This is a genomic window from Rhodococcus rhodnii NBRC 100604, from assembly GCF_001894925.1.
GTDB lineage: Bacteria > Actinomycetota > Actinomycetes > Mycobacteriales > Mycobacteriaceae > Rhodococcus_F > Rhodococcus_F rhodnii.
Genome location: NZ_BCXD01000017.1, coordinates 37,697 through 53,341, shown reverse-complemented (window position 1 = coordinate 53,341; position 15,645 = coordinate 37,697). Strand labels below are relative to the sequence as shown.

Below are 15,645 nucleotides of genomic sequence, written 5' to 3'. Positions count from 1 at the left end.
GGTCCAGAGACCGGAAACTCACGCACGAGCGGCGGAGCCGCCTATGCGTCGCAACAGGTCGAAGAGTTGCGCCCGCTCGGCCTGTTCGAGTGGCGCCAGGATGCGCTCGTTGACGACGGCCAGGATGCCGTCGAGTTCGGTGAGGCGGGTTCGGCCCCGATCGGTGATGGTCACGACGTTGCGCCGCTTGTCGGCGGGATCAGGCGCGCGGCTCACGTAGCCGTCCTGTTCGAGCCGAGCGAGGACGGCGACGAGGTCGCTCGTGTAGATCCTCGTGTGGGACGAGAGTTTCGCCTGGCTGAGCGGCCCGAACTCGTCGAGTGCGGCGAGGGAGATGAAGTGGTCCTTGTGCGCGCCCACCGCTCCGAGGGCGTCTCCGGCGACGCGGTGCGTCTGGGCCGCGGTGAGGCCGAGAAGCCGCGACAGTTGCCCTCGCAGGCGCTGCGGCGTCGCTTCGCCGTCGTCGAAACGCAGGTCGTCGTCCGTCGGCATGCTCGCACTCTACCCATTGCATTAGTGGCACTAACCTTCTAAGGTCGCTAGTGGAACTAATGTTAGTGCTCCTAATGCAATGCTCACTCGATGCCGACGAGGAGTCGTCATGTCCGACCGAGAAGACTTGCTCCGCTCGCTGACGGATCGCAGCGAGCTCACCGACCTCGTCGCTCGCCACAGCGTCTGGCTCGACGAGGCGCGGTACGACGAGAGCGACCGGCTGTTCACCACGGATGTGGTCGTGCGCTCACCTCGCGGCACGGCCACCGGGCTGGACGGGCTCGTGGCGCTCGCCCGGGCCGGGCACGACGCTTACAGCCGCCGGATGCACAGCAAATCGAACCTCGTCGTCGACGTGGACGGCGACACGGCGACCGTGCGTGCCCACGACCTCGCCGTCTTCGTGATCGACGACGAGTCGGAGGCCATCGCCGCCGCCGTTCATCGCTACGGGGCGCGACGAACCGAGAGTGGTTGGCGATTCACGAGTCTCGACATCACGCCGATCGCGCTCACCGCACCGCTCGCACGAGTTCTGTGAGGGACGTCGCGCCGATACTCGGACACGAATCAGTCGAGGCAGAACTCGTTGCCCTCGATGTCCTGCATCGTGATGCACGACTCGTTCTCGTCGTCGGCGCGCTGCGTCAGTACATGGGTCGCGCCGAGTGCGCTCAGGCGCGCGCATTCGGCCTCGAGCACGGCCAGTCGCTCGTCGCCGACGAGTCCCTTGCCGACGCGTACATCGAGATGCACCCGGTTCTTGGCGACCTTCCCTTCGGGAACTCGTTGGAAGAGGACACGCGGACCCACGCCTGAGGGGTCGGTGCACGAGAAGTAGATCTCGTCCTCGGGCGGCAGCGAGTCGTGGTAGTCCTCCCACGACGAGAATCCGTCCGGCACGGGCGGTACGACGTACCCCAGCACCTCGCACCAAAACGCCGCGAGGAGGGCAGGTTTCGCGCAGTCGAAGGTCACGTCGAACCGCCTGATCGTGGACATCGCCGCAGGATAACACCGTTGCGGGCCTGTGAGGCGCTTCGCGCTCGTGCGTGACTTTCGGCCCAAAGGCCGGAAACTCACGCACGAGCGGCGGAGCCGCGTACGACGCGGCCGCGGCGAAACTCGCGTCCACCCCACACGCCGGACTGCAGAGTGGCGGCCGCGAACGCGCCGCACTCCGCGAGGATCGGACACCGGCCGCACACTCCGGCCGCGTACTCGAACGGTTCGGAGGGATCCGGGAACCAGCGGTCCGGGTGCGCATCGCCCCGGCACGCCGCGAGTTCCCACTCGGGGTCGTCCCGGTCGAACGAAGGCAGTTCGAGGATCGTCGTCGTCATCGGTTGTGCCTCCTTTCGAGGCGGTTCAGGGTGCGGGTGCCAACTCGCGCCAGATGGCGCGTTGACGCTTGTGGTCGTCACGGGGTGCACGCGGCACCCAGAGCAGCGGCATGCCGGCTTCCTCCGGAGTCCGGTTCGCTTTACGGCCGTTGCATGCCGCGCACGCGGCGACGAGGTTGCCGAAGGTCTCACCGCCGCCGCGGCTCTTCGGGTGAACGTGATCGACGGTGCGGGCCCCGCCGCGGCCGCAGTACGCGCACCGGTGCCGGTCGCGCGCCAGGATCGCGGCGAACGTCGCCCGCGAATCGTCGTCGACGACGGGCCGCGTCGGTACGTGGACGTAGTCCACCAACTGCACGGTGTGGGGCAAGGGAATCGCGACGTGCTGAGACCGCACCACGAAGCGTGGGCTGTGCTCGACGACGGTGACCGCGAGTTCCTCCGTCACGAGGACGATGGCGCGAGGGGCGGGTACGACGTCGATGTCGTCGTACGCGACGCCGATGACGCGCACGTGGGTATTCATCCAGGTGCGTGCGGTGATCGCGGTGGGGGACGTGCGGGCCATGACGGTCGGCGACCTCTCGGGGCATGGACACCCCGGGCGACGGGGCGTCAGTCGACGTGGAATCCTGCTGTGGTTCGGTGTGTTTCGATCCCGAAGGGCAGTCGGTGGATCAGCGAACCGAGAGGCCGTTGCGCGCGCGTGTCGTCGTACATCCGCTGTCCTTTCCGTTCGTCGCCGAGGTGTCGGGCCATGAGTGTGTCACGGTTCGCCGCTGCCGGTGAGGTATTTTCCGGCCGCGCAGGTTCGAGCCGCGATGCGCGGCGCTGTGTGCTGGAGGTCGGCGTCAGAGCACTCGCTCGACGACGAACCACGCAGTCGCTCCTATGAGCACCGCAGCCGTGAGTGCTGCGACGTAGCGAAGGGCCTCGGAGCGGGCAGGGAGATTGCGTTCGACGTAGACGTACGTGACGAGGCCGGCGCCCAGCGTGCCGAAGACCCCCGACGCCGAGGGGTCGCCCCAGGCGATCACGTCCAGCTTCTGCAGGACGCTGAGCGACAACGCCACGACGGCAAGCGCGACGGTCCCCCACATCGCAGCGGGCAGCCGAGCCGGTTGTCCCGCCTGCTTCTTCGAGTACATGGTCCCCCCTCGTGACACGCCCACCGGTTCACGGTGCGTTCAGGCGAACGAGGGTGCAGCACCGCGATAATCCGAATCGGATCGCTTGCGAGACACTACCTCCGGCGCCGGTGTCGCGGTCCATACCGCGGGGCACTGTGACAGCGGTCATGTGTCACGAGGATCGAGCGGCACCCGCGGTGGGATCCGAGCTCTCGGCCTCGCGCAGCGCGCCATAGACGCATCCGACCTCCTGCCCGGACTCCGTCCGGCCCGAGCCCCGCCGGCCGAGCACGTCGTCACGGGCGCTGAACTGTGCCCGTGCGGAAGTGCTGATGTACCGCCGTGACGATTCGGTCCACTTCGTCGTCCTCGAGTTCTGCGTAGACGGGAATGCACAGATGGTGAGCGTTGATTTCCTCGGCGGTCGACACGGGCCCGATTCGATGCGGGATCTCCCGAAACGCAGGTTGGTGATGCACGAGTTTGGGATAGACCTGTTCGGTACGGATGCCGAGAGATGCGAGAGTGTCGGACAGCCGCATGGGATCCGGCACCCTGATGACGAACTTGTACCAGGCGTGGTCGACGCCGTCACGCACATGTGGTGTCGTGATCGGAAGCCCGTCGAACTCGTCGATGTAGTGCCGCGCGATGCTGTCACGGCGAGCTCGCCAGTCGTTCGAGTGCTCGGCCTCGAGGACGGCTGCGGCTGCATCGATCTCGGCCATCCTCGCCCGGAATCCGTACGTCGTATGGAGGTATCGGTCGTCCGGTGAGCGACCGACATTGAACAGGTGGCGAATCCGGTCGGCGTCGTCGTCGTTTCGAGTCACCACGACACCGCCGTCCCCGAGGCCTCCGAGTGTCTTTCCGACCCACAAGGAGAAGCACGCGAAGTCGCCGGCGGTTCCGACCGCGTGACCTCGGTCGCTGGCTCCATACGCCTGTGCGCAGTCCTCGACGACCTTCAGTCCGTGCGTGTTCGCTATCGCGTTGATACTTTCGACGTCCGCAGGGTGGCCGTACAGATGGACCACTGCGATCGCGCGCGTCCGCTGCGTGATCGCTTGCTCGACGGCGACGGGATCGATGGTGTATGTATCCGGATCCACGTCGACGAACACAGGGATGGCACCCGCGTCGGCCACCGCGAATGCGGTCGAGACGAAGGTCGACGCGGGAAGAATCACCTCGGCGCCGTCCTCGAGATCGGCGGCATGAATCGCGGCGGTGAGAGACTGTGTTCCGGAGGCGCCCGCAACCGTACGGCCGCCGGTCGATTCCGAGAAGATCCCCTCGAGCCTCTGCGTGAACGGTCCGTTGTGGAACGCACCGGAATCGATCACACTGTCCATCTGCCGATGAAGGCTTTCTCGTAGTGCGGACACTCTGCGCGCATGTCCTTCCGCCGGGATCGTCGGCGTAGGCATATCGATTGTCATGGTTCGCCTCTCGTCAGGTCGGTGATTCGATAGTCCGGGAATAGGTTCCGCGTACGTCGCGATCACCTCCGGACGGGTTCCAGCCCTCCAGGAAGCCGGCGATCCTCTCGAGGCCCTCGTCGAGGACATGACGCGGCACCCCGATGTGCATTCGGACCCACGCGGTACGGGAGGCGCCAGGCGTCTCCGCGTCGACCGCGTCGGTCATCGACCCCCGACCGAGGACCACACCGGTCCGCATGGCGAGTTCGCGAACGAACCGGTCCCGGATGAGCTGCGCTGCCGCGGCAGATTCCGGTACCTCACGGGTGGGAACCGCCACGCGCATGTAGGTGGTGCAGTCGCCCGGGGAGACGATGTCCTCACCGGGAAGCAGCTCGGCCAGCCGTGTGGCCGCGTGAAGTCGATGCGCCGCGATCGTGCCTCGGAATTCTTCTGTGTGCAGTTGCGATTCGTGGTTTTCGATCCAGTCGGACATGGCAGCTTGCAGCGGTATCGCCGAACCGTACGAGCGCGTGGTAGTGCTCTCGACGAGCCGATCGACAGTCGCCGGGGGGCCGACCATCGATCCGATACCCCAGCCGTTGGCTTGATACTGCTTTCCCAGCGACCGTACTGCGAGCCAATGCGTGTTGTCCTCCGCAGTGTCGAGTTGGGTGAGCAACGCGTTCGTCGGTTGCCGGTGTGGATCGTGCACGCTGTAGTAGGCGTCGTCGATCACTACGTTGGCTCTGTGACTGCATGCCGCGCGCAACAGCGCGGTCACGCGATCAGGACCCCAATCCCATCCGGTGGGATTGTGCTGAGCGTTGACGACGAGCAGCACGGGCGAGTGTGCTGTGGTGGAACGAAGCAGGTCGATGGCGGACTCGATGTCCGGCCCGAACCTGCCGCCTTCGTCGATGATCGGGTATCCCAGCACGCGATACCCCTGTGCGGCGAGGAGGCTCGCGTAGTCCCAGCCGGGTGAGGGGATCAAGGCCACGGGAGTGCCGGCCGGGGAACCGCGATCGGGTAATCGGCGGAGCAGCCGCGCGAAGTCGGCCATCGTTCCACGCGTGCCGGCCTGGCTCACCGCGACCGTGTACCGCCCCTCATGGCGGGCGAGTTCGTGCTCCCGGGTGACCATCTCGTGAAGCCGATGCCGAAGCGCAGGCAGGCCGTAGGGCGACAGGGTGTATCCGTGAGCGAATCTCGGCACTGCGGTGCGCAGGCAATCGACGAGTCCGGGAGCGACCGAGTCCCAGGTCTCACCGAGGGAGAGGTACACGATTTCGTTCGAGGGGTATCCGCGATCACGAAGTGCCCGAATCAACGTCGTGTCGGGATGCGATGAGAGTGCGGCGTCGCTCTCGGCGATGTCATCGTAGAGTTGCACGGTCGCCCTCACCCCGCAACAGACGTTCGATCGATCGCCCCAACGTCAGCAGCGCCTCATCCGTACCTGCGGGGCTGTCGATCTGAAGAGAGGGGCAGCGCCGCTCCGGTTCCACAGGCTGACTCAGTGCAGGCCAGCCGAAGACCGATGCCCGCGCCGTATCGGCGATGAGCGCCGTGAAGGTATCCGTATCCCTGCCATCGATCGACAACGAGTGGGTTGTGTCCGACGGCACGGCGACGACCGGAACCGTGGGAGTGAGGAAGCCGAATGCGCCATGGCGCCGAAGCTGTTCGGCGGCAGCGGCCGAGGCGCGCGCCGCATGCGCGAGTGCGTCGTCGTACGCACGCATCGAGACGACAGACCGTGTGAGGAGGGGCTCGAGCACCGCCGCGACGTCCGCCGAGGCCAGTGCGCCGAGCACATCCCGTGCCGACCGTGACGAGCGATGCTCTGTCAGGTAACGCTGCAGCGCCTGCGGTGTTTCGTAGAGCGGCACAGGGAGTGCCGCGCGTTCCAGGAGGCCGTCCGCACCGTCGATGTGGTCGACGTCGACGATATCCACTACCTGAGCGAGAGCCCTCCTGATCGTGTCGAGCCCGTTCTGCACGTCGGCGGCGCATCGATACCAGTTCGCGAGTGGGCATAGGAGCCGAATGCGATCGGGCTTCACCCCCGTGGCTCTCGGCCTGCCGGGCGCGAGGATTCGGTCGACGGTGGCTATGTCTGCCACCGTATGCGCGATCACACCGACGGTGTCGCGGGTCGGGCTGATCACGAGAACGCCGCGTGTGGAGTACCGTCCGGGGCCGGGTCGGAATCCTGCAAGACCGCACAGCGCGGCCGGTATCCGGACGGAGCCGCCCGTATCCGTGCCCAGGCCCACCGGTGCCAGTCCGTCCGCAACGGCGGCCGCGGTACCCGAACTACTGCCGCCTGCAAGCGTTCTCGACCGGGTATCGACGACGTCCCCGTAGTGCCGGTTGGCGCCGGTGACACCGTAGGCGAGTTCGTGCATGTTCGTCTTCGCGACGACGGCTGCCCCGGCCTCCTCCAATGTGCTCACCACAGGAGCGTCGGAGAGCACGATGTTGTCGGCCAATGCGGGAGTTCCCGCAGACGTGACCGCACCCGCTACGTCGATGTTGTCCTTCACGACCAGCGGAAACGCGTCGGCCGATGTGCGCGCCGTCCTGGACAGGGGTGTCACGAGGGCGTTCTCGAACCGGGCGTCGGCGGCGCGAGACGCGAGGAGTCCCAGTACGGCATCCCAGCCGTATGTCCCTGCAAAGGAGCGAAATTCAGCCAGCGTCCGAGGCGACCCAAGGCCGGTCATACCGCCACACTGCTGTGATGGTCGCGAATCAGCTCGGGGTGATGTTCTTCGACGATGGGGCGGAGTTCCTCGAGGACGGAACCGTAGGCCCGTGCGAACCGGTCGATGTCGGTGTCGGTCGTCGGGATGCTGACACAGATCAAGCCGTGCTTCGCCGTGGCGAAACCGCGATTGAGCAGCGCAAGGTGGACCAGCGCCCGCAATGGCTCACGTCCTTCGCGCCGCTTCGTGGTCTCGGCAGCGTTGCGCGGATCGCCGGTTCCGAAGTGGAAGTACGTCAGCGACCCCTGGCCGACCGCTGTCGCTGCGATGCCGATCGCGGACGCCTCCTCCTCCAGCAAGCCGCGGAGTCGATTTCCCTTTCGCTCCAGGTCGTCGATGTCTTCGCCCGAGAAGTGGTCCAGTGCAGCGCAGCCGGCCGCAAGCGATGCACTGTTCGCCCCGAACGCGCTCGCGTGGTAGACGGGAGCGTCGCCCTGCGGATCGAAGATGTCCATGACGTCACGCCTTCCGCCGAAGACACCGATGGGAAGGCCGCCGCCGATGATCTTGCTCAGCGTCGTCAGGTCGGGTACCGGCCCGAAGCGGGCCTGCCAGGTTCCCAGCCGGAACGTGACGCACTCGTCGAACACGAGCAGGGCGCCGTCACGGGTGCACAGTGACCGAAGCCGCTCGAGGTACTCCGGCCGGGCTCGTATCCCCCCTGCGACACCCATCATCGGTTCGACGATCACACAGGCGATCTCCTCGCCACGCTCCTCGAAGACTCTCTCGATCACGTCGAGGTCGTTGATGGGCACTGCACAGACGCAGTCCGCGACCACGGATGGAATTCCACGAGGGAGCTGCGCGTCCGGCAGCCCCGACAGGTTCTGGGGGACGGCGGTCCCGCCCGTGATGAAGGGACTCACCTCCGCCCAGTCGTGGGTGCCGTGATAACCGCCGTCCATCTTGATCACGAGGTCGCGTCCGGTGAACGCCCGGGCTGTTCTGATCGCCCACATGGTCGCTTCCGTACCCGAGTTGCAGTAGCGGACTCGCTCCAGTGACGGCACTCGTGCGATCAGTCGTTCGGCATGCTCGTACTGAAGCGGCGTGGGGCCTCCTGGAGCGCTCGCGCGGGCGAGTTGTCTCGTGGTGGCCTCCGTCAGCGCCGGGTGGTCGTGTCCGTGAACCAGCGCGCCGTAGTTCGCGAGGAAGTCCCGATACTCGTTCCCGTCGAGATCGGTGAGCCTCCCGCCACGACCCTCGGCGAAGTACGTCGGATAGGGCTTGTAGCTCGTCATGGTTCGGGTGTCTCCGCCGGGCAGTGACCTGCACGCTCGCGCGAATGCCTCCTGCGAGCGTGGAGTTCGCTCCGTGTACTCGGCGGTGATGGAACGGTCGATCGGGTGCGGACTGGTCATGCCGTCCCTTCCGTGCTTCGGGTCGGGTGGTCTGCTACGCGAAGGGGCATTGTGGCGACCGGTTCACCGACGATGCTCCGAGAGAATCCCGGGCAGACCACAGTTCGGGAAAAATGCGGTGTTCTGCTACTCGGCGCAGCCAGTCGACACCTTCAGTTCCGCCGGTGCCGGGCTTCCACCCGATCGTGCGTTCCACGACGAGGAGATGGACGGCGCGCCAACGGGCGAACGCGTACGCGAACTCCATCAGCGCCTCCGCAAGCCGGAATTCCTTCGTGTCGGGCCCGCACCGGCTGTAGATCGTCCGCCAACCGAGCTGGACTTCCGCCGGACCGGCGCCGGTCATCCACCCTTGACGTGTCAGATGCGCGATTGCTTCGTCGTAGATGCTCGATTCGTTGAACGCTCGGTGAACCTGTTCGGACACTCCCGAGAGTCCGTCGTAGCGGGCGAGCATCCTCGTGGACTTGTTGCCGAGCGAGAACTCGACCATCCGGTACATGTAGGAATCGATCCCCGAGGCGTTGCCGAGGCTGGGCCTGAAGCTCTCGAACTCCATCGGGGACAGTGTCGCCAGGACGTCCCACGCGCCCTCGAGCCACCGCATCGCCCGTGAGGCGCGAAACAGTAGCGAACACGCGGCGTCCGACTCGTCCTGCACGAGAGCGAGGCGCACGTGGCGACCGAGCTCGTACACCATCTTGAACATGAGTTCTTTCGCTTGCCCCGCTAGATAGAACGTCATCTCGGCGGGCTGCCTCGTGTGCGGATTCTGGAGTGACAGAAGAACATCGATGCTCTGGTAGTCGATGTACTCGGAACCGGTCGCTGCGGTGGTGCGCATCGCGTTCTCGTAGAGGGCGGTGTACCTGTCGTCGACCTTGCCGACCGAGGTGCCGGTGTACCTGTCGCCGAACCGCTCGTCGTAATGGCGAAAGCATGTCGGGTCGGAGTGGAGGAAGAGAATGTCGTGAAGTGCCATGTTGCGCACCACGAACAAGGGAACAGGCGACAGGGAGACCTCGAACTCGGGGTTCCGCTCGGCGGGCTCCGGGCACTCGGGGTGGAACTGCCCCAGCATGAGGCCACGCTCGACAGCAGTCGTCTTGGTGATGCGTTGAGCTTCGTCCAGCAGAGGTAACCGAGAGGGCGGGAGATCGACGACGGTCACGAGCGCCGCAACTCCGTCCTTCCCCTCGGGCCACTGCAGCGTCGGAAACCGTTCCAGTTGCCGCTCCATGGCGGTCGCGATATCGGTGACGGACACGTCCTCGCCGAGTTCGAGCTGCTCGAAGCGCATTGCTCCAGCCGCGGTCGACGGGCCGACGAAGGGGCAGACGGGTCCGGATCTCCCGAGATCGTCGTGAGGTTGTTGTAGATAGCGTTCGTACCATTCCTCGATCTCGGTCCGGACATGCGGGTCGATCGACAGAACTGAGGTCATGTCACTCCGAAAGGATCGCGATGGGCCGGTGATCGATGTCCCGGACTTGGCGTTTCAGTGACGCTACGCGCGGGACACCCCGGACGGGGTCGGAATCTGGAACCCGAACTGCACGAAATAATGGCTACACCAGTGTTATTCGGGGATTCCCTCGCCGGACCGGTGACCATTCGTGCAGCATTTCTGTGACCGACGTGCCCTATGTGGCAGATGGGGTGTCCCGACGTGGGGCGTGCGGTACTGCCGTACGAGTTCGCTCTGCGCGTCAGGTTGATACATTCATTGCGACGCAACCCTTTTCGATTGCGTGTGGCGAGGGGATCAGAGATTCAGGCAGTTCACCGCTGCCAACGGCACGCCCGGCACGGTGGCCACCACGGATCCGCACACTCCGCGATAGAAGACGGTGTTGCCGGCGAGGTCCGTCAGTTCCCGGACGGTGACAGCGGCAGGGCGGAGGGATATAGCGCCGTTGTTGCACCCGCTCAATGCGATGGCCGTGCCCCCGAGGATCGTGGTGCCACTGGCGCAGATGTAGTTCGCCGGCGCAGGCTGGGCACTCACTGTGGCAGGCGACAACGTGAGCGCTCCCGCTGCAGCAGCTGCCGCCACGATGCCGAGGCGAGCTGTGGTCATGATTCGTTTCATCACTGTCTCCCTGTGGATATCGGCCCGGACCGCAGCCATGTGGGGGCGCGTCACTGCGCGCCGCACGTGCGGGGCCGGGGCGGGTGATGCGCTCCGTGATTCAGGAGCTTCCGGCGGATGCCACCGATCGGCATCGAGTGAGCCAAGTCATACGATAGCGCTGTCGTCGATTCCAGGTCCACCCTTCGGGCGCGCACAACGGTTCGGCGACACGAGTGCAGTTCACGACCGTCGTTCGGCGGGGAGTGCAGACCACGGCGTGGCCGCCACGTCGACACGAGAGCGAAGGCGAGGAGGAGTTCGGCGATGTCGCCGCCGAAGTACATCAAGGAGGCTCCGCCGTGGAGCTGTTGCGCCGGCACGTCCACCTGTACGCCCACTCCGGCGTACAGGAGTTGTGCAAGGACGGCGTGCCCGAGCACAGCGGCACCGATGTAGACGAGGCGCACCGGCACGGCGGGCCTGTGCGGTCCGGGGTCTCGTCCTGCTATCGCGTACGCGAACACGTACCCGGCGACGAAGAAATGCAGGTGGACGAGGTGGTGGAGGGTCGCCGACCGCGTCGTCGCCTCGTACAGCGGAGTGAAGTAGAGCAGTGCGAGACCGCCGAGATTGAGGGTCAGTGCGGTTGCCGGATGCGCCAGGAATCGTCCGGGCCCCGAGCGAAGAGCGCGCACGATGGCGCGGCCACGCTGCGGCGACACCGACCGCAGCACGAGCGTCAGCGGCGCGCCGAGCACCAGGGCCAGCGGCGCGTACATGCCGATGAGCAGATGCTGGTACATGTGTGTGCGGAAGTCGTCGGTGGGAAACGGCGCGAGCAGCGGGTCGAGGGCGAGGATCAGCAACGCGATACCTGTGAGGAAACCGGCTGTGCGCCAACGACTCCACCCGCGCGCCTCACGTTGGCGCAGGCCGGCCAGCATGACGTACCCGGCTCCGACGACGACGAGCAGGATCAGCGGCACCAGCATCGGCTGGCTTCCCGACGCATCGTGGCCGGCGTGTGCTGCGATCACGAGTCGTGGTGTGCGGCAGGACGAGAACGGCCCGAGCGTTGCAGCAGCCACCCCGCGACGATCAGCACCGCCCCGAACGCCAGGAACGCGAGATCGGCGACCGTCTGGTGTGGGCCCGTCACGACGTGGTGGATCCCCAGGATGTGATGGTCGACGATGCCCTCCACAACGTTGAAGATGCCCCACCCGGCGAGAATCCAGCCCCACAGCACCCGCGACGTCCACACCCGGCCGCGCGATTCGGTGACCCGGTAGTAGAGCACCGCGAGTCCGCCGAGCACCGCGAGCCACGTGAAGGTGTGGAAGAAGCCGTCCCACAGCGTGTTCATCTCGAGTCCGTGCACCGTCGTGGCGGGATAGTCGCCGATGTCGATGTTGGCGGTCGAGGCACTCGTGAGCATGTGATGCCACTGCAGGATCTGATGGAGCAGGATGCCGTCGACGAAGCCTCCGAGCCCCACGCCGAGCAGAATCCCGGGCATGACGATGCTCGGTGCGACGTCCGGTCTCCTGGGGGTCGATGTGCTCATCGCGCTCTCCTCTCGGTCGCGCCGCGTCACCTCACCATGACACCGGGGACGTGGTCCGCGTGGCGGTCCGAGCATCCCGGCATGACACCTGTCATGCGATACCGGTGACGTCCGGGTACGGACGGGGCACCGGGTTTCGCGCGACGGTGGGTACATGACCACGACAGCGATCCGCACCATCGGACTCACGCAACGGTTCGGCGACACGACTGCCGTCGACGGAGTCGACCTCGAGATCGGCTCGGGCGAGGTCGTCGCGCTGCTCGGCCCCAACGGCGCCGGCAAGACGACGACCCTCGACATCCTGCTCGGCCTCGCGCTCCCCGACGACGGGAGCGCCGAGGTGTTCGGCCTGACCCCACGCGCCGCGGTGCGCGCGGGACGGATCGGCGCGGTGCTGCAGAGCGGTGGTCTGCTGGCCGACCTCACGGTGAGCGAGACCGCGCGGATCGTGGCGTCCGCGGTCCCCGCCATGCGCACCGTCGACGGCGTCCTCGACACCGCCGGCCTGACGGAGCTCGCGCGACGCCCCGTCGGCAAGTGCTCGGGTGGCGAACAGCAACGCCTGCGCTTCGCGCTCGCCCTCATCGCGGACCCCGATCTCCTCGTCCTCGACGAGCCGACCGCGGCGATGGACGTCGCGTCGCGCCGCGCGTTCTGGGCGGCGATGCGCGCCGACACCGACGCCGGCCGCACCGTCGTCTTCGCGACGCATCACCTCGAGGAGGCCGACGAATACGCGGACCGCGTAGTCGTGATGGCGCGGGGACGCATCGTCGCGGACGGGCCGACCGAGCAGATCCGCTCGAGGGTCACCGGCCGCACGGTCTCGGTGACGTTCCGCGAGTCCGATCCGGACCTCGACCGCGACACTCTGGCGAGCTTGCCGGGCGTCCACTCCGTGGAGGTACGGGGGAGGCGAGTGCTGTTGCACTCGCACGATTCGGATGCGCTCGCGCGCCGCCTGCTCGACTCGACGACCGCCTACGACATCGAAATCACGTCCGCTGCATTGGAAGACGCATTCGTCTCGCTCACCGAGGAGGTTGTCCGATGACCACGACCTACGCCGGACTGGAGTTGCGGCGCACCGTCCGCAACTTCCCGAACATGTTCTTCATCGTGCTGCTGCCCGGCGCGCTCTACCTGATCTTCGGTGCGACGCAGTCGTATTCGGACGAACCGATCGGGACATCGGCCAACACCGCGGCGATCGTCATGGTCTCGATGGCGACGTACGGGGCGGCGACGGCAGCACTGACCCTCGGCGGCAGTGTCGCGGTCGAACGATTCCAGGGGTGGGGCCGGCAGCTCGCGCTGACGTCGATCGGAACGTCGGGATTCGTGGCGGTCAAGGCCGTCGTCGCGGTCGCCGTCGCAGCCCTCCCCGTCATGGTGGTGTTCGCCCTGGGCGCGGTCACCGACGCCCGAGCCTCGCAGTTCGGCTGGGTGGTCTCGGCGCTCGCATGCTGGCTCACGTGCATCGTGTTCGCGGTACTCGGGCTCGCCGTCGGCATGACGTTCCGGACCGAGGCCGCCGTCGGAGCAGCGGGCGGGCTCCTGGTCGTCTTCGCGTTCCTCGGCAACGCGTTCATGCCGCTGAGCGGCTTCCTGCTCGACCTCTCGCGCTTCACCCCCATGTACGGACCGGTCGCACTCGCGCGCTACCCGATCGCCGGCGGCGACGCGATGGACGCCCCGCTCTGGGTGGCGGGCGTTAACCTGCTGGTATGGACGGTGGTGTTCGCGACGTGGGCGGCGGTGGCCGCGCGGGCGGCGACGGGGCGCCGGTGAACGACGGCGTCCGGTCGTGGTTCGACCCCGTCCGCCACGGGTGGCTGTGGGCGATCCCCTGGACGCCGTTCCTGCTCTTCCCGCTGGGAGGAATCCTCGCAAGTGAGGCCGCCGCACCCCTGCGGTGGCTCTCCGTCGCCGCGACGGTGGCGTTCGGAGTCCTGTTCGTCGTTGCCTTCCGGGACTCCGAGGAACTGGATCGCGGGTTCGGCCGCGCGGAGGTGATCGTCGTCGCGGCGCTCTGTGCGCTGGCCGCGGTGAGCATTCCGGTTCTCGGGGTGTCGTCGCTCGGGTTCCTGCCGTTCCTCGTCAGCTACGCGATGTTCGCGGTGGGGCTGCGCGCCGGTCTGATCACAGGTGCGCTCGCGCTTGCGCTCTCGATCGTCGTGCCACCCCTGTCGGGCGCGAGCGGAGCGGGGCAGTGGCTCTTCACGCTGATCCTGCTGCCCGTCGTGGTCATCGGTGCGACGACGCACATCTTCGAATCCGGTGCCGTACAACGCCGCAATCTCGAGGAGCGGCTCGCGATCGCGGCGGATCGCAACCGCGTCGCACGCGACATCCACGACATCCTCGGTCACGGGCTCACGGTGATCGCGGTGAAGAGCGAACTCGCGCAGACGATGGTCGATCTCGACCCGGAACGCGCCCGCACCGAGATGCGCGAGGTGCACGAACTCGCGCGCTCGGCGCTCGCGGACGTCCGCGACACCGTCGCCGAGCTCCGGGAACCCACGGTCGCCGCGTCGCTCGACGCCGCCCGAACGATGCTGTCGGCAGCGGGAATCGAACTCGGCGTGCACGCGGAACACGTGTCACCGCAGCACGAACCCGTGTTCGCGTGGATCGTGCGCGAAGCCGCCACGAACGTCGTGCGGCACAGCCGCGCCGGACGCTGCACCGTCGCGGTCGAGCCCGGCCACATCACGATCGAGGACGACGGAATCGGCCTCGGCGAGTCCCGTCACGGAAACGGCCTGCGGGGCATCGTGGAACGTGCCCGCGAGATCGGCGGCAGCGTCGACCTCGCCGAGTCGCCCACCGGCGGAGCGAGGATCGAGGTGACGGTGCCGTGATCCGCATCCTTCTCGCCGACGATCAGGCGCTCGTGCGCGGCGCGATGGCAGCCCTACTCGGTCTCGAGCCGGACATCGACGTGGTGGCCGAGGTGGGCCGCGGCGACGAAGTCCTCGCAGCTGCACGGGATGTCGCGCCGCACGTGTGCCTGCTCGACATCGAGATGCCGGGCCGCGACGGAATCGACGTCACGAGCGAGCTGCGCCGGGAGATCCCGGACACGCGCGTCCTCGTCGTCACGACGTTCGGGCGAGCGGGGTACCTGCGGCGTGCGCTCGACGCGGGCGCGAGCGGATTCGTCGTCAAGGACACGTCCGCAAAGGAACTCGCGGAGGCCGTCCGGCGCATCCACTCCGGCCTGCGGGTCATCGACCCCGCCCTCGCGAGCGAGTCGCTCGCCGACGGGCCCGATCCGCTCACCGAACGCGAGCGCGACATCCTGCGGATCGCGCTCACCGGGGCCACCGTCAGCGCCATCGCACGCGAGGTGAACCTCTCCGCCGGCACCGTCCGCAACTACCTGTCCTCGGCGATCGGCAAGACCGGCGCCGGCACCCGAGTCGAGGCTGCACGGACCGCACAGGCCCGCGGGTGGATCTGACG

Annotated in this window: 18 protein-coding genes; 5 read left to right on the top strand and 13 right to left on the bottom strand. The window is 67.0% G+C overall.

Annotated features, from left to right (window positions below):
- Positions 1-18 precede the first annotated feature (18 nt).
- A complete protein-coding gene (locus tag RR1_RS13730) occupies positions 19-492 on the bottom strand; it encodes a MarR family winged helix-turn-helix transcriptional regulator (RefSeq protein WP_010838079.1) in 474 nt (157 codons plus the stop codon).
- Between the two features lie 109 nt (positions 493-601).
- Between RR1_RS13730 and RR1_RS13725 the strand changes: the two genes are divergently transcribed.
- Entirely contained in the window at positions 602-1,036 is a 435-nt protein-coding gene (locus RR1_RS13725; protein ID WP_040772994.1) for a nuclear transport factor 2 family protein, read from the top strand.
- A 29-nt stretch (positions 1,037-1,065) separates the two neighbouring features.
- Here the strand turns inward: RR1_RS13725 and RR1_RS13720 are convergent, their stop codons facing one another.
- The 12 genes from RR1_RS13720 to RR1_RS13670 all read right to left on the bottom strand — a co-directional run bounded on the left by RR1_RS13720 (position 1,066) and on the right by RR1_RS13670 (position 12,171).
- Positions 1,066-1,497 carry a VOC family protein gene (locus RR1_RS13720; protein WP_010838077.1) on the bottom strand — a complete coding sequence of 144 codons (432 nt, stop codon included), beginning with the start codon at positions 1,495-1,497 and terminating at the stop codon, positions 1,066-1,068.
- 77 nt (positions 1,498-1,574) lie between these two features.
- Positions 1,575-1,838 (bottom strand): WhiB family transcriptional regulator, encoded by a 264-nt coding sequence (locus tag RR1_RS13715; RefSeq protein ID WP_010838076.1) that lies wholly within the window; start codon positions 1,836-1,838, stop codon positions 1,575-1,577.
- Positions 1,839-1,863: 25 nt separating this feature from the next.
- Positions 1,864-2,406, bottom strand: coding sequence for an HNH endonuclease (locus RR1_RS13710; protein WP_010838075.1), 543 nt, complete (start codon positions 2,404-2,406; stop codon positions 1,864-1,866).
- Positions 2,407-2,689: 283 nt separating this feature from the next.
- The gene (locus RR1_RS13705) at positions 2,690-2,986 is read right to left on the bottom strand and encodes a hypothetical protein (protein WP_010838073.1); all 297 of its coding nucleotides are present in this window, start codon (positions 2,984-2,986) and stop codon (positions 2,690-2,692) included.
- A 278-nt stretch (positions 2,987-3,264) separates the two neighbouring features.
- Positions 3,265-4,398, bottom strand: a complete 1,134-nt coding sequence (locus RR1_RS13700; protein ID WP_255312195.1) for a DegT/DnrJ/EryC1/StrS family aminotransferase — start codon at positions 4,396-4,398, stop codon at positions 3,265-3,267.
- Positions 4,399-4,423: 25 nt separating this feature from the next.
- A complete protein-coding gene (locus RR1_RS13695) occupies positions 4,424-5,611 on the bottom strand; it encodes a pyridoxal phosphate-dependent aminotransferase (RefSeq protein WP_338010967.1) in 1,188 nt (395 codons plus the stop codon).
- A 160-nt stretch (positions 5,612-5,771) separates the two neighbouring features.
- Entirely contained in the window at positions 5,772-7,124 is a 1,353-nt protein-coding gene (locus tag RR1_RS13690; protein WP_010838069.1) for an amidase family protein, read from the bottom strand.
- Positions 7,121-8,410: an aspartate aminotransferase family protein gene (locus RR1_RS13685; protein WP_197736979.1), complete on the bottom strand. Its 1,290-nt coding sequence runs from the start codon at positions 8,408-8,410 to the stop codon at positions 7,121-7,123. Before RR1_RS13685 ends, RR1_RS13690 begins: the two co-directional genes overlap by 4 nt.
- 154 nt (positions 8,411-8,564) lie before the next feature.
- Positions 8,565-9,974 carry a tryptophan 2,3-dioxygenase gene (locus tag RR1_RS13680; RefSeq protein WP_010838067.1) on the bottom strand — a complete coding sequence of 470 codons (1,410 nt, stop codon included), beginning with the start codon at positions 9,972-9,974 and terminating at the stop codon, positions 8,565-8,567.
- Positions 9,975-10,295: 321 nt separating this feature from the next.
- A complete protein-coding gene (locus RR1_RS21960) occupies positions 10,296-10,610 on the bottom strand; it encodes a hypothetical protein (protein WP_143153841.1) in 315 nt (104 codons plus the stop codon).
- 62 nt (positions 10,611-10,672) lie between these two features.
- The gene (locus RR1_RS13675) at positions 10,673-11,641 is read right to left on the bottom strand and encodes a cytochrome c oxidase assembly protein (protein WP_010838064.1); all 969 of its coding nucleotides are present in this window, start codon (positions 11,639-11,641) and stop codon (positions 10,673-10,675) included.
- Positions 11,638-12,171, bottom strand: coding sequence for a DUF2243 domain-containing protein (locus RR1_RS13670; protein ID WP_010838063.1), 534 nt, complete (start codon positions 12,169-12,171; stop codon positions 11,638-11,640). The genes RR1_RS13675 and RR1_RS13670 overlap by 4 nt, the downstream gene beginning before the upstream one ends.
- Before the next feature lie 154 nt (positions 12,172-12,325).
- Between RR1_RS13670 and RR1_RS13665 the strand changes: the two genes are divergently transcribed.
- From RR1_RS13665 to RR1_RS13650, 4 genes are read left to right on the top strand one after another with little or no spacing between them, the layout of a single operon-like run.
- The gene (locus RR1_RS13665) at positions 12,326-13,228 is read left to right on the top strand and encodes an ABC transporter ATP-binding protein (protein ID WP_010838062.1); all 903 of its coding nucleotides are present in this window, start codon (positions 12,326-12,328) and stop codon (positions 13,226-13,228) included.
- A complete protein-coding gene (locus tag RR1_RS13660) occupies positions 13,225-13,965 on the top strand; it encodes a hypothetical protein (protein WP_010838061.1) in 741 nt (246 codons plus the stop codon). The genes RR1_RS13665 and RR1_RS13660 overlap by 4 nt, the downstream gene beginning before the upstream one ends.
- The gene (locus tag RR1_RS13655; protein WP_081634143.1) at positions 13,902-15,041 is read left to right on the top strand and encodes a sensor histidine kinase; all 1,140 of its coding nucleotides are present in this window, start codon (positions 13,902-13,904) and stop codon (positions 15,039-15,041) included. Before RR1_RS13660 ends, RR1_RS13655 begins: the two co-directional genes overlap by 64 nt.
- A complete protein-coding gene (locus RR1_RS13650) occupies positions 15,038-15,643 on the top strand; it encodes a response regulator transcription factor (protein WP_010838059.1) in 606 nt (201 codons plus the stop codon). The genes RR1_RS13655 and RR1_RS13650 overlap by 4 nt, the downstream gene beginning before the upstream one ends.
- The last annotated feature ends 2 nt before the right edge of the window (positions 15,644-15,645 follow it).